Source organism: Vitreoscilla filiformis, assembly GCF_002222655.1.
GTDB lineage: Bacteria > Pseudomonadota > Gammaproteobacteria > Burkholderiales > Burkholderiaceae_C > Ideonella > Ideonella filiformis.
This window is the reverse complement of record NZ_CP022423.1, coordinates 1,732,498-1,757,721: the sequence shown is the minus strand read 5'-3', so window position 1 is coordinate 1,757,721 and position 25,224 is coordinate 1,732,498. Positions and strand designations below refer to the sequence as shown.

The following is a 25,224-nucleotide window of genomic DNA, read 5'->3' as shown; positions in this document are numbered from 1 at the left end:
GGTTCAGGCCGCATCCACGAAGGGGAAACGCTGGCGAATGGCCCGCTCGATGCCCGCTGCATCCAGCCCCAGCAAGCTGTGCAGCTTGGCCGGGTCGCCATGCTCGATGAACGCATCGGGGATGCCCAGGTTCAGCACCGGCACCGTCACCCCGGCACGCGCCAGGGTTTCGAGCACCGCACTGCCCGCGCCGCCGGGCAAGCAACCTTCTTCCAGCGTCACCAGGGCCGTGTGCGTGCGCGCCAGTTCGAGCACCAGGGCTTCGTCCAGCGGCTTGGCGAAGCGCATGTTGGCCACGGTGGCATCCAGCGCTTCGGCGGCTTGCAGCGCCGGATACAACAAGGTGCCAAACGCCAACAACGCCACGCGCTGGCCTGGGCGACGCACTTCGCCTTGGCCCCAGGGCAGCACTTCCAATGCGCCGTCCGTGGGCGTGCCCGCGCCACTGCCGCGTGGGTAGCGCACGGCCACCGGATGGTTTTGCTGGAACGCCGTCGTCAGCGCCTGGCGGCATTCGCGCTCATCGGCGGGCGTGAGCAGGCTCATGTTCGGAATGCAGCGGATGTAAGCGATGTCGTACGCCCCGCAATGCGTTGCGCCATCGGCACCGACGATGCCGGCGCGATCCAACGCAAACACCACTGGCAGGTTTTGCAACGCCACATCGTGGATGAGCTGGTCGTAACCGCGTTGCAGGAAGGTCGAATAAATCGCCACCACGGGTTTCAGGCCCTCGCAGGCCAGCCCGGCGGCGAACGTCACGGCATGTTGCTCGGCGATGCCCACATCGTGATAGCGCGTCGGGAAACGCTGCTGGAACTCGACCATGCCCGACCCTTCGCGCATCGCCGGCGTGATGCCGACCAGGCGCGCATCGGCGGCGGCCATGTCACACAACCACTGGCCGAACACCTGGGTGAAGGTTTGTTTGGGCGCGGTGGCGGGTTTTTGCAGCCCGATGGCCGGGTCAAACTTGCCGGGGCCGTGGTAGTTGATCGGGTCGGCCTCGGCCAGCTTGTAGCCGCGTCCTTTTTTGGTGACGACGTGCAGAAACTGCGGCCCCTTGGCGTGGCGCAGGTTTTCCAGCGTCGGCACCAGCGAATCCAAGTCGTGCCCATCGATCGGGCCGACGTAGTTGAAACCAAACTCTTCGAAGATCGTGCCCGGCACCACCATGCCTTTGGCGTGTTCTTCGAGCCGTTTGGCGATCTCGTACAGCGGCGTGTTGCGCAGCACACTTTTGGCGCCCTCACGGGCGGCAGCGTAAAAACGCCCGCTCATGAGCCGCGCCAGGTAGCCGTTCAGCGCACCCACGGGCGGCGAGATCGACATGTCGTTGTCGTTCAAGATCACCAGCATGTCGGGCAGGCCGGCGCCGCCGTCGTAGCCACCGTGGTTCAGCGCTTCGAAGGCCATGCCGCCGGTGAGCGCACCATCGCCGATGATGGCCACGGCGCGCCGGCTCTCGCCCTTCAACCGCGCCGCGTGCGCCATGCCCAGCGCCGCCGAAATGGAGGTCGAAGAGTGGCCGGTGCCGAAGGTGTCGTACTCGCTTTCGCAGCGGCGGGGGAAGCCGCTGATGCCGTCGAGTTGTTTCAGCGTGGCCATGGCTTCGCGCCGACCGGTGAGGATTTTGTGCGGGTAGCTTTGGTGGCCCACGTCCCAGACCAAACGATCCTCGGGGGTGTGGAACACGTGGTGCAGCGCGATCGTCAGTTCCACCGTGCCCAAGTTGGACGACAAATGGCCCCCGGTGCGGCTGACGCTGTGCAACAAAAAGTCCCGCAGCTCGGCAGCCAGCGTCTTGAGCTGGGCTCGGTTGAGACGGCGCACGTCCTGCGGCGATTGGATGGTTTCCAGCAACGGATGATTCATGACCTAGCGAAAGGCGGACACAAAAACGCGGGCAGCACCACAGCACTCCCCAGGCACCGACCCCACAAAGCGGTCGGTGTCAACTCTGGCGGATCACCAAGCGGTCAGCCAAGCTGACCAACAGCGGTGCCGTCAACCCCGCACGAGTCAAAGCCGACAACGCCTGGGAGTGAAGGTCGTTGGCGTACTGACGCGCCGCATCCAGACCCAGCATGGTGACGTAGGTCGGCTTGTTGGCATCCTGATCCTTGCCGGCGGTCTTGCCCAGCACTTCTGACGCTTGCGTGACGTCGAGGATGTCGTCCACCACCTGAAAGGCCAGGCCCAGCGCGGCGCCGTACTCGGACAGCGCATCCCAAGCGCCGGCCTGCGTCGCACCGCAGGCGGCGCCCATGAGCACGCTGGCTTGCAGCAGGGCGCCGGTTTTGCGGCGGTGCATGTCGCGCAGGGTGGCTTCGTCCAGGGCTTTGCCGACGCTGGCCAAGTCGATGGCCTGCCCGCCGGCCATGCCTTGCTGGCCGGACGCCCGCGCCAACAACTGCACCAGACGCGCCTGCAACGCGGGCGGCAGGGCCGGCTCGTCATCAGGGGTGAGAATTTCAAAGGCCAGGGCTTGCATCGCGTCCCCGGCGAGCAAGGCTTGGGCCTCGCCGAATTGCACATGGACGGTGGGCTTGCCACGGCGCAGCAAGTCGTTGTCCATGCACGGCATGTCATCGTGAACCAGCGAATAGGCGTGGATCAGCTCGACGGCCACGGCGGCGCGCAGCGCGGCGGCGTGTGCGCCGCCCACGGCCTGGGCGGCGGCCAACACCAACAGCGGGCGCAGGCGTTTGCCGCCGTCCAGCACGGCATAACGCATGGCGGCGCCGAGGCCGGCGGGGGCGTCGGCGGGCACCCAAGCTTCGAGGGCGCGCTCGACGGTGTGCAGCCCGGCGGCGGACCAATCAGCGAACGAAGCGGCGGCCGGCAGCGGCGCGGTGATGGCGAAAGAGGCACTCATGCGGCGCTCCAGGCGGTGAGTTGGCCGGTGCTGGCGTCGAGCCGCTGCACCTGCGTTTCGAGGGCTTGCAACTGCTCGCGGCAAAACGCCAGCAAAGCGGTGGCACGGTGGTGGCTGTTCATGAGCTGATCCAGCGGCAGCCGCCCGGCCTCCATGGCCTGCACCAGATGTTCCAACTCGGCCAGGGCTTGTTCGTAGCTGGCGGGTTCGGGGAGCGGGGTGGGCGCGTGGGCGTCTGGCATGGCGGCGGCGGGGCTTCGGGGAGCCGGGCATTGTAGTAAGGCCCCTCTTGGGCGCCGGTTCAACCCCAAAACCCAAAGGCGCTGCGCACCCCAAACACTGACGGGCACGCCTCACACCCACTACCGCACCAGCCGGACATGGTGACCGTAGCCGCGGCCACTGAGGCCGAGGCTACCGTCGTAGAAAACAACGCTCCAGGCGCTGTCGGAACTGTCCCCCAGCAGGGGCGAAGCCCAGTGATGCAGTAAAGGTGTATTAGGAAACGCCCCGGTGTGGATCGTAGGCCGGGCGCTGCCATAGCTGCACGCGTAGGAAACCTTCGCCTTCCCGTCTTGAAAATCGAGCGTTTTAGCCTCGAACCCTGTCGAACACACTCGCAGGCTTTGGAATTCCCGCACCGTCGGCACGCGCCAGCCGTTGCCCGCCTGGGCCAGGGCTTCACCAAACGTGAATATTTTGGCCTCACCCTCACAGCTTGAACCACTCCAGCGCTGCCCCACGCTGCACCGCTGCCAGGTGAGCCCGGTTTGGGTATCGGTGATCTCGCTGCCATCCGCCGAAGGGCGGTAACGGCTGGCGATCAACGGCTGCGGGGCCGGCTGTGCTTCAACCAGCAACGCCTCCTCTTTTTTCCCGCACCCCGTCAGCGCCAACGTGACCACCACTCCACACCACGCCAGCACGCCACCCCCGTGGCTCACCTTTGCTCCGAACATGTTTCCCAGCTCCTGCATCGTTTGGATGGGGGGATTTTCGGGGCAGAGTGACCATGAAAAACTCAACAATGTCAGCCCCAACTTCACCATCTCATTTGATAGAGGAGAACTATGGAAGTGCTGATTGATGGCGTGCGCTACGCCCCCGTGCCAGATGTACCGGAGGGCCAAGGCTTGCTGGCTGCGCTGGAGATGCGACTGGAACAATCCGATGCCGGGGACAACATCACGGTGCGGGACTACCTGCGCCTGCTGCTCGAAACCGTATGGGAAGAAAAGGAAGGCTTCAGCGGCAAGCGCCCCTTTGGCAACAGCGGGTGGGAACACGAGCTTTATGCTCCCCTGATCCAATGCGGCGCGATACAGGGGACGCTGGACGAAGAAGGCTGCGTCCTGAGCGTTAACCGCGAGCAGGGCCAAGCCTATGTCAAGCAACTGATCTTGGCGGTCTTCAACGGCGTCGGTCGCTGACACCCCCCGCCGAGCAAGACGGCTGGGCGCTGGGTCTTTGGGGCGCCTGAGCGGCCACATCGCTAAAATCATCCGCCCTTTGCAGACGCAAGGGGTTTTCTTTAACCACCGTACAAACCCATCCGCGGGGCCACCGGGTGGGGGGTTACAGACATGTTTTTTGGAGATCCTGGGGATCATGTCGGACCTGAGCATCAAGCTGGAAGCTCTGGAGCGCTCGCGCTCTCAACTCTCTGTTTCAACCTACTTCGATGAAGACCTGTTCCGCAAAGAACAGGAAATCATCTTTCAGCACGGGCCGCGCTATCTGGCGCATGAGCTGTCCGTGCCCAACCTCGGTGACTACTATGCCCTGCCCCAAGAAGGGGAAGGCCGCGCCTTGGTGCGCACCCGCAATGGCGTGGAACTGGTTTCGAACGTCTGCCGCCACCGTCAGGCGGTGATGCTCAAAGGGCGTGGCAACACGCACAACAGCATCGTCTGCCCGCTGCACCGCTGGACCTACGATCTGCAAGGCCAACTCATCGGCGCCCCGCACTTCGACCACGACCCCTGCCTGCACCTCAACAACTACAAAGTGCGCACCTGGAACGGCATGGTGTTCGAGGACAACGGCCGCGACATCGCCGCTGACCTCGCCAACCTGGGGCCGCGTGCCGATCTCGATTTTTCCGGCTACGTGCTGGGCCACGTCGAGATGCACGAGTGCAACTACAACTGGAAGACCTTCGTCGAGGTCTATCTGGAGGATTACCACGTCGGCCCGTTCCACCCCGGCTTGGGTAACTTCGTCACCTGCGACGATTTGACCTGGGAATTCGGCAAACACCACTCGGTGCAAACCGTGGGCGTGCTCGATGGCTTGAACAAAGTCGGCTCGCCGGTGTACCAGCGCTGGCGCGATCAGGTGCTGAAAGCGCACGACGGCCAGCCGCCCAAACAAGGCGCCATCTGGCTGACCTACTACCCGAACATCACCATCGAGTGGTATCCGAAGGTGTTGACGGTCTCGACGCTGTACCCGATCAGCGTGAACAAAACGCTCAACGTGGTGGAGTTTTTCTACCCCGAGGAGATCGCCGCGTTTGAGCCGGAATTCTGCGAGGCGCAACGTGCCGCCTACATGGAAACCTGCATCGAAGACGACGAGATCGGCGATCGCATGGACGCTGGCCGCAAAGCCCTGTTCCAGCGCGGTGACGACGAAATCGGCCCCTACCAAAGCCCGATGGAAGACGGCATGAAGCACTTCCATGAGTGGTATCGCCGCGTGATGGGGATGGGCCGCGCCTCTTGGTGAGCCTGGCGGCCTCGCCCCGTCGTGCCCCCGACGGGTGCCTGAGGCCCCCGCGCCCCTCTCACCCTTCTTGTGCCAGCGCAGACTTCACCTGCGCCACCACCGCCGACGACCCGCACGCCGACAACACCAGCTCGTGCGTGGCGCGTGTCATGGCGACGTACAGCAAGCGCACGGCTTCGTCGAAGTTTTCGTACATCGTCGGCAGGCCCTGCAACCCGACCACGAACACCAGCGGACACTCCAGCCCCTTGGCGCTGTGCATGGTCATCACCTTGACGCCGGCCCGCTGCCAGTTGATGCGTCGCCCGCTCGTCATCGATTGAAACGCAATCTGCCGCTTCTCCAACGCCCGCTCCACCGCCTCGACCATCGATTGCGCCCGGTAGAGGATGAGGATGTCTGAAGCATCGCCCCTTTGCGCCAACGCAGCTTCGACGCGCTCGGCCACCAGTTGGGCCTCCTCGGCCTTGGTGCGCGCTTCGATCAGCACCGGGCGCGGGCCATGTCGCCCGGCGCTGGTGGGGCGCACCCAGGCGCTGATCGGAGCTTCTTCGGCGGTGTGCAACACCGTGGCCGTGCCCTCCAGCGTGGGATAGGCGCCGGCACGGGCCTCCCCTTCCGGCGGCGGCAGCAGGTTTTGGGCGCAGCGCATGGACAGCGCCAGCACCTCCGCCGTGTTCCGATAGTTGATCTTGAGCGTGTGCGTGCGCCCCCGCGCTTGGATGCCCACGCTGGCAAAGTTGAAACGCCGGCGCTGCTTTTGGTAGATCGATTGCGTGTCGTCGTAGAGCACCAGCAGGCTTTGTGTGCTGGGGCTGACGAGGGTGGGCATCATGCGCAGCCAGTCGTTTTCCAAGTCGTGGGCTTCGTCGAGCAGCACCGCCGTGTATTGGCCTGCGGGGATTGTGCCGTCGCGCAGGGCCTCGGCCACGGCGGCCACCACTTTGGGGTAATCGTCTGAACCCAGGCCCAGCGTTGGCACGGGCAGGCGGTGCTGTCGTGCCATGTCGATGCACCACGCATGGAAGGTACGCACTTGGACGTGCGGTTCATCACATCCACGCTGGTGCAGTTGCGCACCGATGGCATGGGCCAGTTGGCGGTTGTAACAAAGCACCAGCACGGGCTGCTCAGGCCGCGCCGCTTGGGCGAGTTGATGAGCGCGAAAAACCAGGATCATCGTCTTGCCCGACCCCGCCGCGCCGTGGATGACGCGGTGCCCCTCGCCCAACGAACGCGCCAACTGCTCTTGCTGCAAGTCCATGACGTGCAGCAGGTCGGGCAACACCGCCACGGGGGGCGTGGCGGTGGCATCGTCGGGCGCGGCGGCATCGCTCCACTCTAAATCGAGCTGTCGCGGGGTGATGCGCACTTCGGGAAACAGGTGCCAGCGGATGCGATCCCGCTGCTCGGCGCTCAGGGTGTGCGGATAACTCACCGTGAACATGCCCCACAGCCGGGTGGCGAACTCGCTGGGGGGCAGGGTGTCGTCGAGATCGTCGGCCATCAGCACCCGTTCACGCGGGAAGATGTCGAAAAACTCGGTATCGGCCACCTCTGCCGCCCGAATGCGTGAAAACACCGCCCCCCAGCCATACGGAAACACCAGCTTGCCGGCGAAACGGCCTTCCTTGTGGATCAACACCGGGTCTTGCTGCATGAGTTGAACAAGCTCCATGCAATAGCCCTGCGCTTGACGCAACGGATGAGCTTCGGTGACGGTGCCGCGTGCGGTGTTCAAGGTCACGGCGTCCCGGTTGGCGTCGGTCAGCGTGGTGGCTTTCCAGTCTTTGACTTCCAGCAGCAGCACGCCCTGGCGCGGGCTGAGAACCACAAAATCCGGCTGCCGCGCTCGGGGGCCAATGGGGATGTTGTGCCAGACCAGGTAATCGTCGCTCAGGCAGCGCTTGAGCTGGTGCAGGGTTCGGCGCTCACCGGGGTTGCATCGTTCACCGATCTGGGTGAGACCTTGGGGAAAAATCGCCATGAAAAACCACGTTACGCCACAGGTTGCCGTGTCTCCTACGCAAAGGGGATGGTGGCACGGTCAGCGGCTCATTTTCGCAGCCAGTTGATGCTTCGCGTGACTTCATACAGGTCGCATCGCTGAACCCCTGTGTTGGGTTGTGCGACTCCACTTGGCACAACCTCCACAAACCGCCCAAACGCCTCCGCCAAACTCCTTGGCACACCGCTTGCAGCCCCGCAGCCCATGAACCTGGCGGCCGAGCATTCCCCCTCACCTGATCCCCACCCCCGACACTGGTACAGCACCAACTTGGTCGGCGTACCCGCCCCGGTGCTCACCAGCTTGGAGTTCAACGCCCACCCGGCGCTGTTGTCCATCGCGGGGGTGCGGCCCTCGCACAAAGGGCTGTTTGCGCTGCTGGCCCGTGCCCACACGCTGCGCGAAGCCGGCGAGGTGTTCGACCATTACCTCACCATCGTCTTCGGCCTGCAAAAACCCAGCGCCCAAGAACTCGCCACCTTGTGCGAAACCGAAGGCCGCCGTTGGCGCAGCTCCTGGCGCAAGCTGTTGCAGGGCTGGGGCATGGATTCGAACGGCCCGGCTGGCGCCGTCCTCAAAGGCTGGGTGGAAAGCCGATTCGGCATGACACCGCTGTTCCACAAAGACCCCTTGGGGCGCTTCCCCTCACCGCCGTGGGTGACATATCTGGAAGAAAAAACCGCCAGCCGCTATCACAACAACAGCATTTACCAGCAGGTGGATCTGGTGTACGAGTACACCCAATGGGCGTTGCGCCGCTTCGCCCTGCCCGAACCCAGCTCGCCCTACGCCCCCGAACCGGCACGTTTCACCTGTTGCCGCGCCAGCGAGCGCCGCGCCGCTGGCCGCCTGGCCCCCGAGGGCGACGACGATCACCACCTGCGCCTCTGGCGTGGCAGCACCCGCGCCGAAGAACAGGTCGTCAACGGAGGGTTGCGGGAACGGCGTTGTGTGATTCGGCTCAACAACATCGCCTCGTTCAGCCGTTCACGCGAGGCCGCCTCGTGTTTTGGCGATTGGGTGTTTGAAACCCGCGTGCCCCTGTCCAAAGTGGTGGTGGCCCCCGGCATGTTGCCCGGCCAGGTGTTGCAGGGTGAGCAAGAAGTGCTGGCCCTGGGCGGCGACTATGAAGTGGAGGCTTCCTATGTCTGATTTGGATCGCTTGTTCGACAAGGCGCTGGGCGCCTACCTCGGCCTGGCCATCGGCGACGCCTTGGGCGCCACGGTGGAATTCATGCGCCCGCGTGAAATCCAGGCCCAATACGGCACCCACCGCGAGATGGTGGGCGGCGGCTGGCTCAAACTGGCACGCGGCCAAGTCACCGATGACACCACCATGAGCCTCGCCTTGGGCGATGCCCTCACCCAAGGCGGTGCCCCCGAGCTGCGCGCCCTGGCGCACGGAGATGAAGCGCTGGTGCGCCGCATCGGCCAAGCGTACGTCGGTTGGTGGCGCGGCAAGCCGGTGGACTGTGGCAACACCTGCCGCCGGGGCATCCTGCGTTTCATGCACGAAGGCACCCTGGCCGGGCCGCAAAACGATGGCGATGCCGGCAACGGCGCCGTGATGCGCAACCTGCCCGCCGTGTTGGCCACGCTGTGGAACGATGCGGCGTTTGAATCGCTCTCGCTGGCGCAGGCGCGGCTGACGCACCACAACCCGCTGTCCGACGCGGCCACGCTCGGCCTGGGGCAGATGACGCGCTTGCTCCTGCGCGGCGCCTCAGTGTTCGAGGTGCAAGGCTGGGCTGAAGCATGGGTGCAGCGTTACCCGATCTTCCGTTACGCTCCCTACAAAGGCCGCGCCACGGCCTATGTGGTGGACACGGTGCAAACCGTGCTGCATGGCCTGTTCACCCAGCCGGATGCCGAAGCGGCCATCGTCGCCGTGGTCAACCAGGGGGACGATGCGGACACGACCGGTGCGCTCGTCGGCATGTTGGCGGGCGCACACTGCGGCGCCCGTGCGTTGCCGCGCCACTGGTTGGATCGGCTGCAACCGGCCACGGTGCGGGCCATCACCGAACAGACCGGCGCCCTGCTCGCCCTGGCCGGTGAACTGGCGGAGGAACCGGCCCATGTCTGACACGCTCGCCCCCTCGCCCGCCGACTCCCTGGCCGACGCCCTGCGCCAAGTGCAGGGCTACCACCAGCGCACCAAACATCACCTGAACGCCTACGCCCGTGGCCCCGAAACGCTGGATTGGGACGCGCAACCCAGCCCGTTTCGCCGCTGGATCGGGGCCGATGCGGTGCCGCTGCCCTTGGCCAACGCCGCCACCGAGCCCGACGCGCCGTGGTCGGCCTGGGCCCAGCCGCGCCCGGCGCAGCCGTTGGACCGCGTTCACCTCGGGTTGTTGTTCGAACTGAGTTTGGCGTTGGCGGCGTGGAAGCAGGCCGGGCCGGATCGCTGGGCGGTGCGCATCAACCCGTCCAGTGGCAACCTGCACCCGACGGAAGGGTGGCTCTGGCTGCACGGTCTGCCGGACACCGATCCCGAGTTGTGCGACGGCCTTTACCACTACGCCCCCCACGCCCACGCGCTGGAGCGCCGCGCCGCGTTTGCGCCGCTGGCGCGTGCGGCCTTGGGGGAGACGGCACGGGCGTGGGTGGCGCTGTCCAGCATCCATTGGCGTGAGGCTTGGAAGTATGGCGAGCGGGCTTTCCGTTACTGCCAGTTGGACGCGGGCCACGCCATCGGCGCACTGCGGGTGGCGGCGGCGCTGTTGGGTTGGCGTTTGGTGCCGGTGGCTTTGCCGTTGCCGGCTTTGGCGGCGCGCTTGGGGTTGGATCGCAATGCGGACTTCGGTGCAGCGGAACGCGAGGATGCGGACAGTTTGTTTGAGCTGCTGCCCGCCGACGCCCCCGCCCGCGCCGGGGCGTTGCCACCGGAGCGGGTGGCGGCGTGGTTTGGGCAGCCGAATCGCTTGGATGCGCATCCGATGTACCGCTGGCCGGTGATTGAGGAGGTGGCGCGGGCGAGTGCGCAGGGCATGCCCTCACCCCCGCCCTCTCCCGAGATGGGAGAGGGAGCTGATGTGCTGGGCGTGGGGGGGAAAGCGGTTGCGGCGCGGGTGGTTCGGCAGCGGCGCAGTGCGCAGCGGTTTGATGCGCGGGCGTGCATGGAGGCAGCGCAGTTGTGGCCCGTGCTGGCAGCGCTGGCGCCGGAGCGGGCGCCGTTTGACGCCTTGGCCGGTGCCCCGGCGGTGCAGGTGCTGCTGTTCGTGCATCGCGTGGAGGGGCTGGCGGCGGGGGCTTATGTGTTGGGGCGCGGTACGGGGGCGTTGGCGCGGTTGCGCGGAGTTTTACCGGCGATGCTGGATTGGGATGAGGTGCCACAAGCGCCGGCAGGTTTGCCGTTACGGCGTTTAGCCGACAACCCGGCGCTGGCTGGCACGCTGCGCACGCTCAACTGTCACCAAGCGCTGGGCTCGGATGCCATGCTGGGCGTGGCCCTGCTCGCTCAATGGGACGACTGGTGCAGCGCCGATGGCCTGCCCGCCCCCCACGCCTACCGCCAGCGGTTGCAGGAAGCCGGCCTCATCGGCCAGGTGCTCTACCTCGAAGCCGAGGCCGCCGGCTTGGCGGGCACCGGCATCGGCTGTTTTTTTGACGACGGGCTGCACCAGCTCATCGGCCTGCCCCACACCGCCAGCGGCATGGACGCCCAACACGGTGCCGCGCTGCAAAGCGTTTACCACTTCACCATCGGGCGGCGGGTGGAGGATGGGCGCATTGCGTCTGAACCGCCGTACGCCCATTTGCAGGCCCCCCGCCCGGCAACGTGAGCCCCGCAGACCCCATTCCTATGCACCAGGAGACCCGCCATGACCCACCTTGTGTTCTTTGAAAAACCCGGCTGCGGCGGCAACGCCCGCCAGCGCGCCGCCCTGGAGGCTGCCGGCCACACGCTGGAGCGCCGCAGCTTGCTGGCCGAAGCGTGGACGCGGGAATCGCTGCTGGCTTTTTTGGCGCCGCTGCCGGTGCCGGCGTGGTTCAACCGCGCCGCGCCACGTGTGAAAAATGGCGACGTGGTGCCTGAAGAACTGAACGCCGAAACCGCGTTGGCCTTGCTCATCGCCGAGCCGCTGCTCATCCGCCGCCCGCTGATGCAACGCGCCGACGACGGCAGCCGCCACGTCGGGTTCGACACCGCCGAGATCGACGCTTGGGTGGGCCTGAATCCTGCAATCACAGCCCAGCCCAGCCTTGAAGGTTGCGCTTCTCCCACCGAACGCTGCGCCACCCCGGCGCCCTCGGTGGCGTGAAGTTGCCAAATCCGACAAGGCGGGTGTGATGTTGTGTCCCGATCCACTCTCCTTGTCGAGGCTGCCATGCCGCTGTTTGAATACCAATGCAACGCCTGCCACGCCGAGTTTGAACGCCTGGTGCGCGGCGAGATGGTGCCCACCTGCCCAACGTGCGGCAGCGCCGATCTGACCAAAATCGTGTCGCGCCTGGCCCCGGCGGGCAAGATCGAAGCCATCCGCATGGCGCACCGGCGCGTGGCACATGCGCAGGGAGCGTTCAGCAATTACAGCCCGTCGGAGCAGGCGCGTTTGCTCAAGGGCAAGAGCGTTTAGCACGCCTCTTTGGGAAAGCTTCAGGTCGAACTCCCACAATCGGGAGATCACCTTTCAGGGAGCTTTTCATGCTGACACCGCCCGCCATCCCCCGACGCCAGTGGCTGACCCAACTGGGCGCCTTGGGGCTCACCACACCAACCGCCTGGGCCGGGGCGCCATCGACCCAGACCGCCCCCGCGCTGACGGAGTTGGAACACGCCGTGCGCCGCGCAGCACGCCAATCGGTGGCCGGTGGCGTGGTCGGCGCGGTGGTGGGCGCGATCACCCCCACGCAGCAAGCCCTGGCCGCCGCTGGCACGCGCCGTTTGGGTGAGAACACCGCGCTGCGCCCGGCCGATTTCCTCAATTTCGGCTCCAACGGCAAGGCCATGACGGCCATGGCCATCGCCCGGCTGGTCGAACAACAGGTGTTGGCGTGGGACACGCGCATCTTCGATGCGCTGCCCGACTTGGCCCGCATCGCTCGGCCGGATTACGCCGATGTCACCCTGCTGCAACTGCTGAACCACCGGGGTGGGCTGGCGCCGTTCACGGACACGGGAACCCAGGAAGCGCGTTTTTTCCAGCATCTGCTGACCACCCCTGACCCGTTGCCCACCGCCCTGGCCGGGCAGCGGCGCTACGCCGCCCGCTGGCTGCTGCGTCAGGCCCCGGCGGGGCGTCCGGGGCATTACCTGTATTCGAACGCCGGTTACATGCTGGCCGCTGCGATGGCCGAGGCCCGCTGCGGCCAACCGTTTGAAGCCCTCATCCAACAGCAATTGGCCCAGCCGCTGGGGCTGCGCATCGACACCACCCGCTGGGCCGAGCGCCCCGCGACGTATCCACAAGGCTATGAAGGCCTGCCCGGGGCGCTCACGCCACCCGACACCTCCAACGCTCTCGAACAAACTTGGAGCTACGCCCTGGCCCCGGCGGGGTTTTACGCCTGCACCGCCACCAGCTACACCCAGTGGCTGGCTACGCTGGCCGCCGGGTTGCGTGGTGAAACCACCCCGCTGCCCGCCGCCACGCTGCGTCGTCTCAGAGCGCTGGCGCCCAATCGTTATGCCCTGGGCTGGGACAGCCTCGATCTGGGCGGCACGATGATGTTGTTCCACCGGGGCAACGCGCCGGGGTTCATGGCCGAAACCGTGCTGGCGCAGGATGGCAGCTGGGCGGTGTTCGCCATCAGCAACACCGCCTTCACCAGCGCCGATGGCAGCAGTTGGGTGTTTGACCTGCTGGACGGCCAACTCGCCACCGTGCTGACGCGGGTGATGGGCTGAACGAAGGCCCCGCGCCACCCGCATGGACGCTGGGCATGGCTTGTGCAAGACAGGCGGGCGGCCCGTCGCAAACCCGACACGGCGCCGCGTCCGTTCTACCTGCCGCCCCCTTGCATGACGACGCCCGCTGCCCCTTCCGCACCCGCCTCTATGCCCGAACCCGAGCTGGTGCTCGATTGGCGCCCTTACGACGCCTACGGCCAAGGCGACGCCTACGCCGCCGTGCCCACGCACGGCGCGGGTTTTGGCAAGGCGGCGGCGGTGTGCATTGGCAGCCGCACCTGCCAGCGCAGCGATGCCAAAGGCGTGATGTGCCCAAGCTTTCGGGTGACGCAGGACACCACCCACTCCACCCGCCACCCTGCGCGCCGCGATGAATGGCGAGCTGGGGCCGCAGCCCTTCACCCATCCGGATGTGGATGCGGCGATGGATTTGTGCCTAGCCTGCAAAGGCTGCAAGCGCGAGTGTCCGAACGGTGTGGACATGGCCTTGCTGCGCACCGAAGTGCTGGCGCAGCGCTGGCGCGTGCAGCCCATGCCGGCGCGGGAACGCCTCATCGCTCATCTGCCGCATTGGTTGCCGCACCTGCGCCGCTTGCGCGGGCTGCTGGCGTGGCGCCAGCCGGGCAACTGGCTGGCCCGCTGGATGGAACACCGGCACGGGCTGGCCGCAGCCCGCTCCCTGCCCACGCCAGCGCCGCGTGCTTTTTTGGACGATTGGGCACCGCCGCCACCGGTTTGCGACCCGCCCCCACGCCGCGAAGTCGTGCTGCTGGCCGACACCTTCAGCAACCATTTAGACCCCGACACCGCCCACGCCGCCGTGCGCCTGCTGCGCACCTTGGGCTGCACGGTGCATGTGCTCACGCTCCCGCCGGGTGAACGGGCGCTGTGCTGCGGACGCAGCGCGCTGTCCGTGGGCGACGTGGACAGCGCCCGCGCCGAAGCGCGACGCCTGCTGGCCGCCTTGGCGCCGTGGCAAGCACGCGGCGTGCCGGTGCTGGGCCTGGAGCCGTCCTGCTTGTTGATGCTGCGCGACGAATACCAAGCCCTGCATCTGGGCGAACCCGCCGCCCGCGCCGCCAAACAAGCATGGTTGCTGGAGGAATACCTGGCCCGCGAGTTCAAACCCGCCGACTTGCCCGCCTTCCAAGCCCTGAACCGCGAGGTGCTGGTACACGGCCACTGCCACCAAAAAGCGTTTGGCGCCATGAAAGCCCTGCGCAAAGTGCTGGGCTGGGTGCCGCAGTTGCGCGTGAGTTTCATTGAAAGCTCGTGCTGCGGCATGGCTGGCGCGTTTGGGTATGAGGCCGAGCACCACGCGCTGTCGATGCAAATGGCCGAAGCGGCGCTGCTGCCCGCCGTGCGCGCCGCCGCCCCAGATGCGTGGCTGGTGGCCAACGGCACGAGCTGCCGCCACCAAATCGCCGATGGGGCGCAGCGTGAAGCGCGCCATTTTGTGCATGTGCTGTGCGCCGCGCTGCCGGCCCGCGCAACCGTCTGACCTTGTCTGAGAAAGGCCCCACCGTGACCCGTTATTTCCTCACCTACCGAGGCGTGCGTCTGCCGCTGCAACTGGCCGAAGAATTGAGCGCCGAGGACGTGCGCAACCGCAACACCTACTTCGCCGCCCGCTACGACGCCGCTGGCCGCCTCAGCGAGATCGACAAATGCGTGTACGGTGAAGTCGAAATGACACACCGCTACACCTGGGACGAGGCCAGTGGGCAGTTGGCGCAAGCGGTGATTCAGGTGGGCGAGGAGGAGCCGCAGGTGTTGGCGCTGCTTCAGCGCGCAGGAGCTTGAGGCGCAACCGGGCTGCTGGAGCTGGACGCGGTCGTTGCTTCGCCGTCTTGGTTGTTGCGTGCCTTCGCACCCGTCATCCAATTGGCGTTTTCCTTGGACAGCAAGTTTTCCACGGTCTGAACCAACAGGGGGAAAGGATCATCCCCGTCGTAAGGGGCCGTGCGGGTCAAAAAAAGAAATTTTTGTTGGCGCAGCACGTCGGCCATCCCTCGGTACTCCACCCACAACTCTCGATAGCGGCACAACCCAGCAATGCCAGAACTGGCCACAATCGCCGCCCCCAAAAAACCAACACTGAACTTCGTGATCTCCGACCAAGGTTCCGAGCCCCCCACATAGGCCGTGATCAAGGGAATCGCCGCCGCCGCAACGATTTCAAACGACTTCAGCGGCTTGTAGCGCCATTGGTTGAAACTGCTTTTCTTGTCATACCACTCGATTTGGTGGTCGATGCGTTGGGTGATGTAGTCCTGGGGGGAAAGGGTCGGGAGCATCGGACGGGCCTTCTGAAATGTCGGCGCCGCACACGTTATCACTGGGCAGCCGTGGGCTTGAGCTGATCAAACACACGCGCCATTTCGGGAGCCTCAGCCGCTGCTTCGGGCAATGCGGCGGCGGCCAAAGGATCGGCGCCAGCCAGCCAAGCGGCTTCGGCTTGCGCATCGTCCAGCGCCAAGCACAGGGCGTGGTTCAGCTCGTAGCTGGCCCAGGCGCGCCCGCTTTCGCGCAGGGCCGATTGCAAAGCGTTTTGCACCAAGCTGCGCACCATCCAGTGGCCCTGGCTGTAGGGCACTTGCGCCACCTCGCCGGCAGCCGCTTGACGGCAGGCCACCACATCGTGCGAAGCGTGGCCCCGGCAAGCCAAAGGGCGCACACCGTACACCACACACACGCCCTGCGCCACAAACGGGCACGGCTGGCGCAAGGCCACACGCTCGGCTTCGCTCAGACCTTGGGTGCGGGCATTGGCCTCGCGCAAGCGCCCGACCAAGTCGATGCCACGCTCCAGCAAGCGCGGCTGCACCGCACGCAGAAAACGCGCCACCAACAGCACCTCGGGCGCTGTGGCGCTCACGCGCAGGGTGCAGCAACTGTCGCAACCACGATGGCAGGCCAAGGGCGGTTCCCCGTCACATTGCGCAGCGAGGTTGCCCTGAAAACTGTCAAACGCCTGCGACAACAACGCCTCCAGCCAAGCCGGCTGGCCTTGGTAGGCCACCAGGGTTTGATCGAATGCTTGGTGCAGTGCTTGGAAAAACGCACGGGCGGCGGTGTCTGGGGACGTGTTGGGCGTGTTCATGGCCGACACCCAAGCAAAAGACGCGCCGTCCCCACACTTCTTCGAAATGACACCGAACACTTATCACACCCTGTCACCCCGAAACGGCAGAAAATGGCCCATCGGTTGTTGATATTCACTTACAAAGTGACTGGGGGTTTTATGGTGACTCTTTTCCGAAAACGGCCTGTTCTTATCGAGGCGGTTCAATTCACGTATCCACCTTCTTCTGAACTTTTGGCCTGGTGTCCTGCGCTTCGCAATGTCAGAAAAGCCGCCGACCCTCTCGCCAGGGCCGAGGCGGACATCGTCACACTGGAGGATGGGAGCGACGGACGCGCCCTCCATGTCGCCACCGAAGGGGACTGGATCATCAAGGGCGTTCAGGGCGAGTTCTACGCCTGCAAGCCTGATATTTTCCAATCCACCTATGAGCCTGCGGAGTGACGCCGTAAGCGCATTCAAAACTTCGTGAAATGGGTGGGCCGGCCCCAAGAGCTTCAATACTGGATCTCAAACCACTCGGGTTCGGCCACGCGCAGTTTGTCGAGCAGCACCAGCGTGGCTGGCAGCAGGGAACAAACGCCGTACCACACCACGTCGCGGCGCGGCTCGGTTTTCCAGCGCAGGGCCTGGTGCAGCGCCGACCAGCCCGACCAATCCACCTGCGGCAACCGCAGCAACACCACCGGCGGCAAGTGCGCCAGGGTGTGGGCCACGGTGAGCAAATGATCCTCCACCACCGCCAGGGTGTTGCGGCTGGCGAACAGCTCATCGGCGCCGCCTTGCAGGGGGAGCACGAGTTGCAGCACCTGGTCGCCGCTGGTGTGGATGATGTCGAACAGGGCGCGGGCGTACATGGTCGGTCAGCCTTGGGTGGAGGAAGGGGAACGCCGGTGCAGCGCCGTGGCGATGGCCTGGGCCCGGGCGTGCAAAGCGGCGTCGGCGTCCAGGCCGGTCACGTCGGTGGCGAGGTAGGCCGCCAGGGCGCGGCGCAGCTTGGGGGCTTTGGGGTAGGTGGCGGCGCTGTGGCCGTCGTGGGCCGCCCAATCGCAGGTACACACCAGCAGCAACTGTTCGAAGCGCTCCGGCTCGCTGGGGGCTTGCAGCCGCTCCAACATGGCGGCAATGGGGCCAGCACGCAGGTCGCTGACACGGTGGATGCGGTCGGCCTCGTCCACCACCCAGCGGGCCAGTGTGAGCGCCTCCGGCGGCAGGGCCAGCCACACCGCCCAGCGATCCAGCGCCGCGTGGGCGCGCTGCTCGTGTTTGTAGTGGCTGGGCCAGATGTCACGCGGGGTGCCGGCTTTGCCGATCTTGTGCGCCAAGGCGGCAAAGCGTACCGCCAGCGGCGCGTGGACGCGGGCGCATTCGTCCACCAGCGCCAACTGGTGCCGCCCGACATCGATGGACGTGGCCGCATCCGACAGTTGCGGCACCCCGAACAGCCCTTCGACCTCGGGCAGCAGCACGCCCAGCAAACCCGCCACCCGCCAAGCACGCAGGCCGTGGGAGGGGTGCGGCGCCATCAACACAGCGGCCAGCCCATGCCAACGCTCGGCGGGGGTGGCGCGGCCAATGGCGTCGGCGACTTTGGCGAGGCTGAGGGCGGTGGCTTCCTCTGCCGCCAGCGTCGGTTCGGCGCGCTCGGCCACGGCTTGCGCGATGTGCCACCACGCTTGATTGAGATCGTACAAAGCAGACATGGGCGCCACCGGAGGCTTCACACCAAACGCGTCGTGTCGCGGTAGCCCGCGCCGCGCTCGTAGGCGAAATAACGAATCTTGAAGTGCTGCGGCATCTGCGCCGCTTCGGGCAAGCTGGCTTCCAGTTGTGGCAGTTGGGCCAGCATGCTGCGGCGGTGTTGGTGCCAGGCTTGCAGCAGCGCCTCGCGGGCTTCGTCGCAGGTCAGGCCGGCGCCACGCCAGATGTAGTCATGGGTGATCATTTCGGCGATCACCCAGCTTTCGGGCAGCTCAACCGCCATGTCACGCCTCCTGTTCCACCGGGGCGGGCAAGCCGTCCAAACCCCGAAACACCGCACAACGCTCAAACACCGCCGGCGTCGGCGCCTCGTCCTTGTGCTGGCAGTACTTGGCGACGAGTTTGGCCAGGCCCTTGATGTCCCGCCCACTGGCGCAGGCAAAGCGCTGCGCCAGGCGCCGGCATTCCGCCTCATCCAGCACCAGCCCGAACTGCGCGGCCATCACCTGCCAGATGCGCTGGCGGGCTGCCTCATCCGGCGCGTGGTAGCGAATCAGGGCGATGCAACGGCTGACGATGGCCTCGTCGATGTCATCCAGCCGGTTGGTGGTGAGGAACAGCAGGCCATTGAAATACTCCAGCACGCGCAGGAACACGCCCACCACGGCGTTCATGGTGATGTCGTCGTCGCGGCGCTTGATGTACACGTCGGCTTCGTCGATCAACATCACCGCGCCCCAGCGCTGCGCCCGTGTCAGGGCTTCCTTGAGCGCGTGCTCCATGCTGGCGACGTTCAGCCCCAATTGGCCCGAATGCACCCGGTAAAGTGGCCGACCGACGATCTCGGCGTAGACCTCGGCGGTGAGCGTCTTGCCCACGCCCGGCGGCCCAGCACACAGCACCGTGGTGCCACCGCCCTTGCCAGCGACGATGTCGTCCATCAACACATCCATTTCGGCGGTGAGGATGTCGATCAAGTCGGTTTGCTCGGGCGGCAACACCAAGCTGCTTTTGAGATCGGGGCGGTAGACGTAGGGCTGCACATCCAGCACATGCACCCACAAATGCTGGTGCAGCTCCAGGTGGAACATGAACACGTAACCGTGCAGCGGCAACTGGGTGAACAAGCCGGCGGCCAGCGCCTCGCGCTGGGTCTGCACCGCGTCTTCGGCGCTATAGCGGTTGCTCTTGGCAGCTTTGCGCAGATAAGGGCCGAGGATGTCCCCCGTGGTGTCCAGCACCGCGCTGCGCGGCGGCAACACACCTTCGTCGTTCACCAGCCGCGCTGGGGCGCCGGAGGTGGAAAGCACGAGCTGGTCTTTGCGCGTCCAGTCCACATCGCGGTGGCTGGCGCTCGGGTCTTCCGCGTGAAACCCCATGCCCTGGCCGCAGAACTGCTGGCCGTGGTGCGCACGCCAAGCGAGGTAACGCTCGGCCATCGCGTCATAGGCGGCCAGCAATTCGGGGGATTCTTTCAGCCAGCCTTTGGCCGCCAGCAGCTCGGGCACGGTGAGGCCGCGCAGATCCGCTTCCGCGATGCGCAAGGTCTGGCTGACGATGCCCAGCCGCACATGCGCCTTCAGCTCGATCAGCACCTTGCCCATTTCCTCGTTGGAGGGGGCGATGTAGTCCAGCCGCGTCACCACCCACGGCAACGGGCGCCCGCTGGCTTGCATGGCAAACAACCAGCCGCGCTGGGCACCTTCGCCCAGGTAGGCCGCCAGGGCGGGCAGCAGTTGCTCCAGATCGTCGGTTTTGCCAAAGGTGGGGCCGCCCGCTGCACGCGCCGCAATCAGGCCCCGCACTTGCGCCACCGGGCCCAGAGCGGGCGCGTTGGCGTCAGCGTTGGCCGGGGCCAGCAGCGCCGCCAGCGTGTGCAGCTCCGCCAGCGCCAACTGGCCACTGGGCACTTCAATGCGGTGCGACAACCGCAGCGCCTCGCACAAGTGGGCCAAGCGCGGGTGCTGGGCCACCAGGGCCTGGGTTTGAGAGGCGTCGAGCAGCAGGTTCATGAGGGCCTCAGCCCGACAAGGCGCCCAGCAACTCCACCGTCACCGGCTCGGTGCCCAGCACGGTGACTTGGCAAGCCAAACGGCTTTTGTTGCCGATGCCGACCAGGGTGTCGAGTTTGGCGTTTTCCGCTGGCGTCAGCTTGGACACGCCTTTGCGCCCCTGGGTGACAAACAAATGGCACGCGCCGCAACTGGCTTTGCCACCGCACTTGGTGATCAATTGCTGCCCGGCGTTGATCAGGGCTTGGAGCAAGGGCGTGCCGGCTTCAACTTCGGTGGTGACACCGGCGGGCAGGATGGTGAGCGTGGTCATGGTGCAAAACTCAAGGTGGAAGAAGAACACAACGCAGCGGCCACATCGGCCAAGGGCAAGGCAATGCGGGTGATGCCCTGCTCCTCAAAGAAACGCGCTTCCATGCGCGTCGGCTCCTCGGGCAGCACGGCGTAGTGCGGCCCTTTGGAACGCTTCATGATCTGGCGTGCAAAGCTGCGCGCCAGTTGGTCGTTGAAACGGCAACCGAGGAACACAAACCCCAGCTCGCTGCGGCGCTCTTGCACCGTCTGCGGGATCGGGGTTTGGATGTCGATCTCGGTCAGCACTTCAACGAAATCCGAATCGGAAATCAGGTAGTTGCTGGCCGGCGCGTGGCCGCCCCACGGTTTGTAAAACACCGTGCGCACGCTTTCAGCCGGGTCGGCCAGGGCGGAACCGTCGGCGGCATACCAGCCTGTCCAGGTGCCGAAATGCTCGCTTTGTGACAGACCCTGCACTTCGGCCCAATCGTCGCGGCTGCGCAGGGCGGCGCGCACGGTGTCGTCGTACCAGGTGTCCACCAGCAGCGGCGTCGGCAGGGCGGCCAGCCAGTGGTGCAGCGCCGAGGGCACCGGGCAGGCCGCGTAGGCGCTGTCCATGCCCGCCACCAGGGTTTTGCGGTGCTTGAAGTTCTCGATGAACTGCGCCGCTTGCGTCAGCTTGTTTTTGATTTTGCCGGGCACGCTGTTGCGCGCCGTCAGCAGGTTGACCAGGGCTTGCGGATCGGCTGGCACCGGCACGTTGTCGCACAGGCTCAACAAACCGGGGCCGAGGTACGGGGCCAGCGCACCGTTCAACAGGCCCAGGGGCACATCGGCGGGCAATTCGGCCACGGTGGGGAAGGTCGGCAGGGGGCTCATGGCGGGCTCCAAAACAAAGGATCAGTAAATGGCGGCTCCGGCCCCGACGTTGGTGGCCGTGTCCTTGAGCGTGCTGACGAGGAAATGGATTTCGTCAGCGTCCAGATGGGCGTGGAAAGGCAGCGCCAGCGCCCGGTCGCCGATGCGTTCGGCCAAGGGCAACTGGCCGCGCTGCCAGCCCTGCTGCTGGTAGAAGAACTGCTGGTGCAGCGGCTTGCAGTACGGCGCCGCTTCGATGTGCTCGGACGCCAAGTCTTCGACGATCTGCTTGCGCGCACTGGCCGTGAAGCGCGTGCCCAAATGCACCACCCACACCATCCAATGCACCAAATCGACATCCGGCCCGATGTACGGCGGCTTGATGCCCTCAAAACTGTTCATCTCCGCCAGGTAAATGGCTTCGATCTCTTTGCGCCGCGCCAGGATGTCGTCGATGCGCGCCAGTTGCGCCACGCCCAGCGCGGCGGTCAGCTCGCTGATGCCGGCTTGCAGCGGCACGCGTGCGCCCACCGAAATCGAGTTGCGATCCTTCACCGAGCGTTGGCGCAGGTAACGCAGCTCAATGGCCAGACGGTCATCGTCCGTCACCACCATGGCGCCCTCGCCGCAGCACAGCGCGCTGGGTTGCGAGAAGTCGAACACCGCCACGTCGCCAAAACGGCCCACCTTGCGGCCTTTGTAAAGCGAACCGATGGCCTCGGTGGAATCTTCGATCAGCGCCAAGCGGTGGCCGTCGGCCAGCTCGCGCAGGGCGCTCCACGCCGCCGGGTGGCCGTTGACGTTGCCCGCCAAAATCGCTTTGGTGCGCGGGGTGATGCGGCTCTCCGCCCGCACCGGGTCGAGGCAGCCCGACCAGTAGTTGATGTCCGAAAACACCACCGTCGCGCCCGCCAGGGTGATGGCCTGCGCCACTTGGTGCCAGCCATGCGGCGAGGCGATGACCTCGTCGCCCGGGCCGATGCCCAGCGCCCGCAGCGCCAGCAACACCCCCAGCGTGCCACTGGACACCGACACCGCATGTTTGCGCCCCAGCCACTGGGCGAAACTGCTTTCAAAACGCGCCACCATCGGCCCGTGGGTCAGGCGTGAGCCGCCCAGCGCGGCTTGCACCAGTTGCTGTTCGAGCTCGGACATGTCCGGGTCGGACAGCGCGATCCAATCGTCGCCCAACAGTTCGTCGGTTTCGGGGCGCTCGTCGGCCACCAGGCCATCGGGGCCGATGCGCTCGGCGTCCTCATCGGCCAGCCCCGCGCCGGCGCCGGGCACGGGGGTGATGTGTGGTTTGTCGCTCATGGGGTCACCCTTTGTCCGCCACATAAAACCCTTGGAGGGACGACAGATCGGTGCTGACCTGCCAGCAATGGCCATCGCTCACAGCACCCCACAACAAGCGGCGCTGGCCGACGGCGGCGGGGGTTTCATGGCGCATGTCAAAGGCATCCACGACGATCACACGCAGCGGGGCGTAGCGTTCACGCAGCCGGGTGGCGGCTTCGCGCACGCTGGGGGCAGCATCGACCAAAGCCAAGGCTTCGGCCAGGGAGCCCGTCGCCGGAGCGGCGGGGACGGCGGGGGCAGAAGGGGTGCTGTCCATGGTGGATGGGCCTCAGTCCGCGACCTTTTTGGCTTCCACCGTGATGGGCAGGTTCGTGCCTTCGGGCATCTCGGGCAGGGCCAACACCCAATCGTTGGCCAAGGTGATGGTGCCGCCCCACAGGCCGGGCTTTTCTTGCGACACCACGGGTTCTTCCAAGTCTTTCTTGGGCACGTAGGCCGAGAGGACACCAGCGGAAGAGCGGCGGATCATGACTTTCATGGCAGAACTCCTGGGAATGAAGGGTGGTTCACGCGGCGATCCGCGTTTCAACATCGACATCGGCGGCGGCCAGCAGCGGCACGATCACGCGCCGCACCACCGCCACGGTGTGCGCGATCTCGCGCTCCTGGGTGTGCCGGCCCAGCGACAGGCGCACACTGGCCTTGGCTTCCAAAGCCGTGGCGCCCATGGCCAACAACACATGCGAAGGCTGGGTGCCGCTGGCGGTACACGCCGCACCGCTGGACGCGACCACGCCGGCGCGCTCCAGTTTGTTCAGCACCTGTTCGGCGTCCAGCGTGCCGAAGCGCAGGCAGACGGTGTTAGGCAAGCGCGCCACGCCATCGCCATGAATCTGCACCGCTGGATGCAAGGCTTTGAGGCTGGCCTCCAACTGATCGCGCAGGGCACGCAGGTGGGCCAAGTCATCGGCCAGGGTGCGGGCGGCGCGTTCGGCGGCGGCGGCAAACCCGACGATGCCGGGCAGGTTCTCGGTGCCGCCGCGACGGTTGCGCTCTTGGCGCCCAGCTTGCAGCGCCGGCCAGCTCAGGCCCCGGCGAATGAGCAGCGCGCCCACGCCTTTGGGCCCGTGCAGCTTGTGCGCCGAGAGCGACCACAGATCGGCGCCGCTGGCATCAAACCGCAGCCCGGATTTGCCCACCAACTGCGTGGCATCGACATGGAACGGCACGCCCTGCGCCCGCGCCAGTTCGGCCAACTCACGCACGGGCATGAGCACGCCGGTTTCGTTGTTGGCGCCCATCACGCTGAGCAAAGCCACGTCCGGGCCGAGCAAGGCGCGGGCGGCTTCCAGGTTGAGCTGGCCGGAGGCGTTCACCGGGATCAGCTCCACCGGCGTGCCCTCGCTGCGCAGCCGGGCGGCCAGCGCCAGCAAACCAGGGTGCTCCACCGCTGAGAGCACCAGCCGCGTGCATCCTTCGGCCTTGCCTCGCGCCAGTGCGCCCAGCAAAGCGATGTGGTTCGCCTCGGTGGCGCCGCTGGTGAACACCAACTCCGTCGCTTGGCAGCCCAAGAAGGTGGCCACGCGGTTGCGTGCATCGGCCAGCAAACGGCGGGCGGCTTGGCCGGGGCCGTGGGTGGACGAGGGGTTGGCCCAGACGCGCTCCAGCACGTCGATCATTTCTTGCACCGCTTCGGGGGCGACGGCGGTGGTGGCGTTGTGGTCGAGGTAGACCGGCGGCAGCGCCGCAGCCAGGGTGCTCATACCCAAAACTCCCGTTGTTCGTCGCGCACCAGGCGCTCCAGGGCTTCAGCCAAGGTCGCGGCGCGCAGCTTGGGCACCCAGGTGCCGGCCACGTGATCCCGCGCATGCAACAGCCAGGCCGAAGGCAAACCGCTGTCAGGCGGCTGCGTCGGCACCAGCCAAGCGATGTCGATCCACCCGCCGGCCTTGTCCACATTGCGCGAGCAGTTGGGGCTGACGATCTTCCAGCCCAACCCCTCGCGCAGCACTTTCGGGTGAACGTACTTGTAGCGGCTGCGCCCTTCGAGTGCGACTTCGATGCGCACCCGGTCGAGCACAAACACCTGCCCGATGGCGCTGCCGGTGTCCTGCGGCTGGCGCAGGCCCGAGGCGGGAGGCAGGCGGGTGGCGTTCATGGGCTGGCCTCGGGCGCAGCAGCGGCGGCTTCGGCTTGAAGGGCCGCAGCCAAGGCGACCAACTCCTCCTCGGGCACGTCCTCGAACTCCACCTCGCCATAAGGGGCGATCTCTTCTTCGAGCACACCCAGCACCCGCCCGCCTTGGAACTCGACCAAGTACACCGGGATGTTGGCCTCGTTGTGGTGGCCGACGTTGACGATCTCGCCCTCGTCGCCCGCGCTCACCAACAGGGCGCCGGGGGCGGCGTCCGGATGGCTGCCGTCGTTGACGAGGTTGTTGAGCGCCTGCACGCGCAAGCCCCAGGGATAACGTGGTTCACGCAGATCAAACATGGTGGTGCT

Annotated in this window: 30 protein-coding genes; 11 read left to right on the top strand and 19 right to left on the bottom strand. The window is 66.2% G+C overall.

What is annotated here, in order from left to right; translation table 11 throughout:
• Positions 1-3: 3 nt before the first annotated feature.
• The 4 genes from dxs to VITFI_RS17895 form a co-directional block, all read right to left on the bottom strand.
• The gene (dxs, locus tag VITFI_RS08365; protein WP_089416559.1) at positions 4-1,875 is read right to left on the bottom strand and encodes a 1-deoxy-D-xylulose-5-phosphate synthase; all 1,872 of its coding nucleotides are present in this window, start codon (positions 1,873-1,875) and stop codon (positions 4-6) included.
• A gap of 79 nt (positions 1,876-1,954) precedes the next feature.
• Positions 1,955-2,878: a polyprenyl synthetase family protein gene (locus VITFI_RS08360; protein WP_089416558.1), complete on the bottom strand. Its 924-nt coding sequence runs from the start codon at positions 2,876-2,878 to the stop codon at positions 1,955-1,957.
• Positions 2,875-3,120: an exodeoxyribonuclease VII small subunit gene (xseB, locus tag VITFI_RS08355; RefSeq protein WP_089416557.1), complete on the bottom strand. Its 246-nt coding sequence runs from the start codon at positions 3,118-3,120 to the stop codon at positions 2,875-2,877. Before xseB ends, VITFI_RS08360 begins: the two co-directional genes overlap by 4 nt.
• A gap of 120 nt (positions 3,121-3,240) precedes the next feature.
• Complete coding sequence (locus VITFI_RS17895) at positions 3,241-3,927, bottom strand: Lcl C-terminal domain-containing protein (RefSeq protein ID WP_157725610.1); 687 nt, start codon at positions 3,925-3,927, stop codon at positions 3,241-3,243.
• Between the two features lie 21 nt (positions 3,928-3,948).
• Here VITFI_RS17895 and VITFI_RS17890 point away from each other — a divergent pair, with 21 nt between their 5' ends.
• Both VITFI_RS17890 and VITFI_RS08345 read left to right on the top strand, forming a co-directional pair.
• Positions 3,949-4,308 (top strand): hypothetical protein, encoded by a 360-nt coding sequence (locus VITFI_RS17890; protein ID WP_157725609.1) that lies wholly within the window; start codon positions 3,949-3,951, stop codon positions 4,306-4,308.
• Between the two features lie 178 nt (positions 4,309-4,486).
• Entirely contained in the window at positions 4,487-5,608 is a 1,122-nt protein-coding gene (locus VITFI_RS08345; RefSeq protein WP_089416555.1) for an aromatic ring-hydroxylating oxygenase subunit alpha, read from the top strand.
• 58 nt (positions 5,609-5,666) lie between these two features.
• On the opposite strand, the gene VITFI_RS08340 is transcribed toward VITFI_RS08345, so the two are convergent.
• Positions 5,667-7,595, bottom strand: coding sequence for a DEAD/DEAH box helicase (locus VITFI_RS08340; protein WP_089416554.1), 1,929 nt, complete (start codon positions 7,593-7,595; stop codon positions 5,667-5,669).
• Positions 7,596-7,820: 225 nt separating this feature from the next.
• On the opposite strand from VITFI_RS08340, the gene VITFI_RS08335 reads away from it, so the two are divergent.
• The 8 genes from VITFI_RS08335 (at position 7,821) to VITFI_RS08300 (ending at position 15,276) form a co-directional block, all read left to right on the top strand.
• Positions 7,821-8,768 carry an NAD(+)--dinitrogen-reductase ADP-D-ribosyltransferase gene (locus VITFI_RS08335; protein ID WP_089416553.1) on the top strand — a complete coding sequence of 316 codons (948 nt, stop codon included), beginning with the start codon at positions 7,821-7,823 and terminating at the stop codon, positions 8,766-8,768.
• The gene (gene draG, locus VITFI_RS08330; protein ID WP_198301369.1) at positions 8,761-9,702 is read left to right on the top strand and encodes an ADP-ribosyl-[dinitrogen reductase] hydrolase; all 942 of its coding nucleotides are present in this window, start codon (positions 8,761-8,763) and stop codon (positions 9,700-9,702) included. The genes VITFI_RS08335 and draG overlap by 8 nt, the downstream gene beginning before the upstream one ends.
• Positions 9,695-11,404: a nitroreductase family protein gene (locus VITFI_RS08325; RefSeq protein ID WP_089416551.1), complete on the top strand. Its 1,710-nt coding sequence runs from the start codon at positions 9,695-9,697 to the stop codon at positions 11,402-11,404. Before draG ends, VITFI_RS08325 begins: the two co-directional genes overlap by 8 nt.
• A gap of 39 nt (positions 11,405-11,443) precedes the next feature.
• Positions 11,444-11,884 carry an ArsC/Spx/MgsR family protein gene (locus VITFI_RS08320; RefSeq protein ID WP_089416550.1) on the top strand — a complete coding sequence of 147 codons (441 nt, stop codon included), beginning with the start codon at positions 11,444-11,446 and terminating at the stop codon, positions 11,882-11,884.
• Positions 11,885-11,950: 66 nt separating this feature from the next.
• A complete protein-coding gene (locus tag VITFI_RS08315) occupies positions 11,951-12,199 on the top strand; it encodes an FmdB family zinc ribbon protein (protein ID WP_089416549.1) in 249 nt (82 codons plus the stop codon).
• Positions 12,200-12,267: 68 nt separating this feature from the next.
• Positions 12,268-13,470: a serine hydrolase domain-containing protein gene (locus tag VITFI_RS08310; RefSeq protein WP_089416548.1), complete on the top strand. Its 1,203-nt coding sequence runs from the start codon at positions 12,268-12,270 to the stop codon at positions 13,468-13,470.
• 373 nt (positions 13,471-13,843) lie between these two features.
• Positions 13,844-14,974: a (Fe-S)-binding protein gene (locus VITFI_RS08305; protein WP_198301368.1), complete on the top strand. Its 1,131-nt coding sequence runs from the start codon at positions 13,844-13,846 to the stop codon at positions 14,972-14,974.
• 23 nt (positions 14,975-14,997) lie between these two features.
• Positions 14,998-15,276, top strand: coding sequence for a DUF6156 family protein (locus tag VITFI_RS08300; protein ID WP_198301367.1), 279 nt, complete (start codon positions 14,998-15,000; stop codon positions 15,274-15,276).
• Here the strand turns inward: VITFI_RS08300 and VITFI_RS08295 are convergent.
• A complete protein-coding gene (locus VITFI_RS08295) occupies positions 15,258-15,770 on the bottom strand; it encodes a DUF4231 domain-containing protein (protein WP_089416547.1) in 513 nt (170 codons plus the stop codon). The genes VITFI_RS08300 and VITFI_RS08295 overlap by 19 nt on opposite strands.
• 38 nt (positions 15,771-15,808) lie before the next feature.
• Entirely contained in the window at positions 15,809-16,576 is a 768-nt protein-coding gene (locus VITFI_RS08290) for a YkgJ family cysteine cluster protein (protein ID WP_089416546.1), read from the bottom strand.
• Between the two features lie 93 nt (positions 16,577-16,669).
• On the opposite strand from VITFI_RS08290, the gene VITFI_RS08285 reads away from it, so the two are divergent.
• Entirely contained in the window at positions 16,670-17,002 is a 333-nt protein-coding gene (locus tag VITFI_RS08285) for a hypothetical protein (RefSeq protein ID WP_232476518.1), read from the top strand.
• A gap of 53 nt (positions 17,003-17,055) precedes the next feature.
• On the opposite strand, the gene VITFI_RS08280 is transcribed toward VITFI_RS08285, so the two are convergent.
• Genes VITFI_RS08280 through VITFI_RS08225 form a run of 12 tightly spaced genes read right to left on the bottom strand, consistent with a single transcriptional unit; the run spans position 17,056 to position 25,215 of the window.
• The gene (locus VITFI_RS08280; RefSeq protein WP_089416545.1) at positions 17,056-17,415 is read right to left on the bottom strand and encodes a hypothetical protein; all 360 of its coding nucleotides are present in this window, start codon (positions 17,413-17,415) and stop codon (positions 17,056-17,058) included.
• A gap of 6 nt (positions 17,416-17,421) precedes the next feature.
• Positions 17,422-18,261: a hypothetical protein gene (locus tag VITFI_RS08275; RefSeq protein WP_089416544.1), complete on the bottom strand. Its 840-nt coding sequence runs from the start codon at positions 18,259-18,261 to the stop codon at positions 17,422-17,424.
• A gap of 17 nt (positions 18,262-18,278) precedes the next feature.
• Positions 18,279-18,542: a hypothetical protein gene (locus VITFI_RS08270; RefSeq protein ID WP_089416543.1), complete on the bottom strand. Its 264-nt coding sequence runs from the start codon at positions 18,540-18,542 to the stop codon at positions 18,279-18,281.
• 1 nt (position 18,543) lies between these two features.
• A complete protein-coding gene (locus tag VITFI_RS08265; RefSeq protein ID WP_089416542.1) occupies positions 18,544-20,271 on the bottom strand; it encodes an ATP-binding protein in 1,728 nt (575 codons plus the stop codon).
• A gap of 7 nt (positions 20,272-20,278) precedes the next feature.
• On the bottom strand, positions 20,279-20,584 hold the full coding sequence (locus tag VITFI_RS08260; protein ID WP_089416541.1) for a 2Fe-2S iron-sulfur cluster-binding protein: 306 nt from the start codon (positions 20,582-20,584) through the stop codon (positions 20,279-20,281).
• Entirely contained in the window at positions 20,581-21,444 is an 864-nt protein-coding gene (locus VITFI_RS08255; RefSeq protein WP_089416540.1) for an SIR2 family NAD-dependent protein deacylase, read from the bottom strand. The genes VITFI_RS08260 and VITFI_RS08255 overlap by 4 nt, the downstream gene beginning before the upstream one ends.
• Before the next feature lie 21 nt (positions 21,445-21,465).
• Positions 21,466-22,737 carry a DegT/DnrJ/EryC1/StrS family aminotransferase gene (locus VITFI_RS08250; protein ID WP_089416539.1) on the bottom strand — a complete coding sequence of 424 codons (1,272 nt, stop codon included), beginning with the start codon at positions 22,735-22,737 and terminating at the stop codon, positions 21,466-21,468.
• Positions 22,738-22,741: 4 nt separating this feature from the next.
• Positions 22,742-23,038, bottom strand: a complete 297-nt coding sequence (locus tag VITFI_RS08245) for a hypothetical protein (RefSeq protein WP_089416538.1) — start codon at positions 23,036-23,038, stop codon at positions 22,742-22,744.
• A 12-nt stretch (positions 23,039-23,050) separates the two neighbouring features.
• Entirely contained in the window at positions 23,051-23,260 is a 210-nt protein-coding gene (gene nifT, locus VITFI_RS08240) for a putative nitrogen fixation protein NifT (RefSeq protein WP_089416537.1), read from the bottom strand.
• A 28-nt stretch (positions 23,261-23,288) separates the two neighbouring features.
• Positions 23,289-24,485: a cysteine desulfurase family protein gene (locus tag VITFI_RS08235; protein ID WP_089416536.1), complete on the bottom strand. Its 1,197-nt coding sequence runs from the start codon at positions 24,483-24,485 to the stop codon at positions 23,289-23,291.
• Complete coding sequence (locus VITFI_RS08230; protein WP_198301366.1) at positions 24,482-24,880, bottom strand: DUF3024 domain-containing protein; 399 nt, start codon at positions 24,878-24,880, stop codon at positions 24,482-24,484. The genes VITFI_RS08235 and VITFI_RS08230 overlap by 4 nt, the downstream gene beginning before the upstream one ends.
• Positions 24,877-25,215, bottom strand: a complete 339-nt coding sequence (locus VITFI_RS08225; RefSeq protein ID WP_089416535.1) for a nitrogen fixation protein NifZ — start codon at positions 25,213-25,215, stop codon at positions 24,877-24,879. The genes VITFI_RS08230 and VITFI_RS08225 overlap by 4 nt, the downstream gene beginning before the upstream one ends.
• Positions 25,216-25,224 lie beyond the last annotated feature (9 nt).

Coding starts and splice junctions, on each gene's coding strand:
- VITFI_RS08225 (WP_089416535.1), bottom strand. CDS start 25,215: ATGTTTGATCTGCGTGAACCACGTTATCCCTGGGGCTTGCGCGTGCAG.
- VITFI_RS08230 (WP_198301366.1), bottom strand. CDS start 24,880: ATGAACGCCACCCGCCTGCCTCCCGCCTCGGGCCTGCGCCAGCCGCAG.
- VITFI_RS08280 (WP_089416545.1), bottom strand. CDS start 17,415: ATGTACGCCCGCGCCCTGTTCGACATCATCCACACCAGCGGCGACCAG.
- VITFI_RS08245 (WP_089416538.1), bottom strand. CDS start 23,038: ATGGACAGCACCCCTTCTGCCCCCGCCGTCCCCGCCGCTCCGGCGACG.
- VITFI_RS08320 (WP_089416550.1), top strand. CDS start 11,444: ATGACCCACCTTGTGTTCTTTGAAAAACCCGGCTGCGGCGGCAACGCC.
- VITFI_RS08290 (WP_089416546.1), bottom strand. CDS start 16,576: ATGAACACGCCCAACACGTCCCCAGACACCGCCGCCCGTGCGTTTTTC.
- VITFI_RS08310 (WP_089416548.1), top strand. CDS start 12,268: ATGCTGACACCGCCCGCCATCCCCCGACGCCAGTGGCTGACCCAACTG.
- VITFI_RS08255 (WP_089416540.1), bottom strand. CDS start 21,444: ATGAGCCCCCTGCCGACCTTCCCCACCGTGGCCGAATTGCCCGCCGAT.
- VITFI_RS08270 (WP_089416543.1), bottom strand. CDS start 18,542: ATGGCGGTTGAGCTGCCCGAAAGCTGGGTGATCGCCGAAATGATCACC.
- VITFI_RS08325 (WP_089416551.1), top strand. CDS start 9,695: ATGTCTGACACGCTCGCCCCCTCGCCCGCCGACTCCCTGGCCGACGCC.
- VITFI_RS08345 (WP_089416555.1), top strand. CDS start 4,487: ATGTCGGACCTGAGCATCAAGCTGGAAGCTCTGGAGCGCTCGCGCTCT.
- VITFI_RS08295 (WP_089416547.1), bottom strand. CDS start 15,770: ATGCTCCCGACCCTTTCCCCCCAGGACTACATCACCCAACGCATCGAC.
- VITFI_RS08235 (WP_089416536.1), bottom strand. CDS start 24,485: ATGAGCACCCTGGCTGCGGCGCTGCCGCCGGTCTACCTCGACCACAAC.
- VITFI_RS08335 (WP_089416553.1), top strand. CDS start 7,821: ATGAACCTGGCGGCCGAGCATTCCCCCTCACCTGATCCCCACCCCCGA.
- VITFI_RS17890 (WP_157725609.1), top strand. CDS start 3,949: ATGGAAGTGCTGATTGATGGCGTGCGCTACGCCCCCGTGCCAGATGTA.
- draG (WP_198301369.1), top strand. CDS start 8,761: ATGTCTGATTTGGATCGCTTGTTCGACAAGGCGCTGGGCGCCTACCTC.
- VITFI_RS08250 (WP_089416539.1), bottom strand. CDS start 22,737: ATGAGCGACAAACCACACATCACCCCCGTGCCCGGCGCCGGCGCGGGG.
- VITFI_RS08285 (WP_232476518.1), top strand. CDS start 16,670: ATGGCCCATCGGTTGTTGATATTCACTTACAAAGTGACTGGGGGTTTT.
- VITFI_RS08265 (WP_089416542.1), bottom strand. CDS start 20,271: ATGAACCTGCTGCTCGACGCCTCTCAAACCCAGGCCCTGGTGGCCCAG.
- dxs (WP_089416559.1), bottom strand. CDS start 1,875: ATGAATCATCCGTTGCTGGAAACCATCCAATCGCCGCAGGACGTGCGC.
- VITFI_RS08315 (WP_089416549.1), top strand. CDS start 11,951: ATGCCGCTGTTTGAATACCAATGCAACGCCTGCCACGCCGAGTTTGAA.
- VITFI_RS08260 (WP_089416541.1), bottom strand. CDS start 20,584: ATGACCACGCTCACCATCCTGCCCGCCGGTGTCACCACCGAAGTTGAA.
- VITFI_RS08305 (WP_198301368.1), top strand. CDS start 13,844: ATGAATGGCGAGCTGGGGCCGCAGCCCTTCACCCATCCGGATGTGGAT.
- VITFI_RS08275 (WP_089416544.1), bottom strand. CDS start 18,261: ATGTCTGCTTTGTACGATCTCAATCAAGCGTGGTGGCACATCGCGCAA.
- xseB (WP_089416557.1), bottom strand. CDS start 3,120: ATGCCAGACGCCCACGCGCCCACCCCGCTCCCCGAACCCGCCAGCTAC.
- nifT (WP_089416537.1), bottom strand. CDS start 23,260: ATGAAAGTCATGATCCGCCGCTCTTCCGCTGGTGTCCTCTCGGCCTAC.
- VITFI_RS08340 (WP_089416554.1), bottom strand. CDS start 7,595: ATGGCGATTTTTCCCCAAGGTCTCACCCAGATCGGTGAACGATGCAAC.
- VITFI_RS17895 (WP_157725610.1), bottom strand. CDS start 3,927: ATGGTGAAGTTGGGGCTGACATTGTTGAGTTTTTCATGGTCACTCTGC.
- VITFI_RS08360 (WP_089416558.1), bottom strand. CDS start 2,878: ATGAGTGCCTCTTTCGCCATCACCGCGCCGCTGCCGGCCGCCGCTTCG.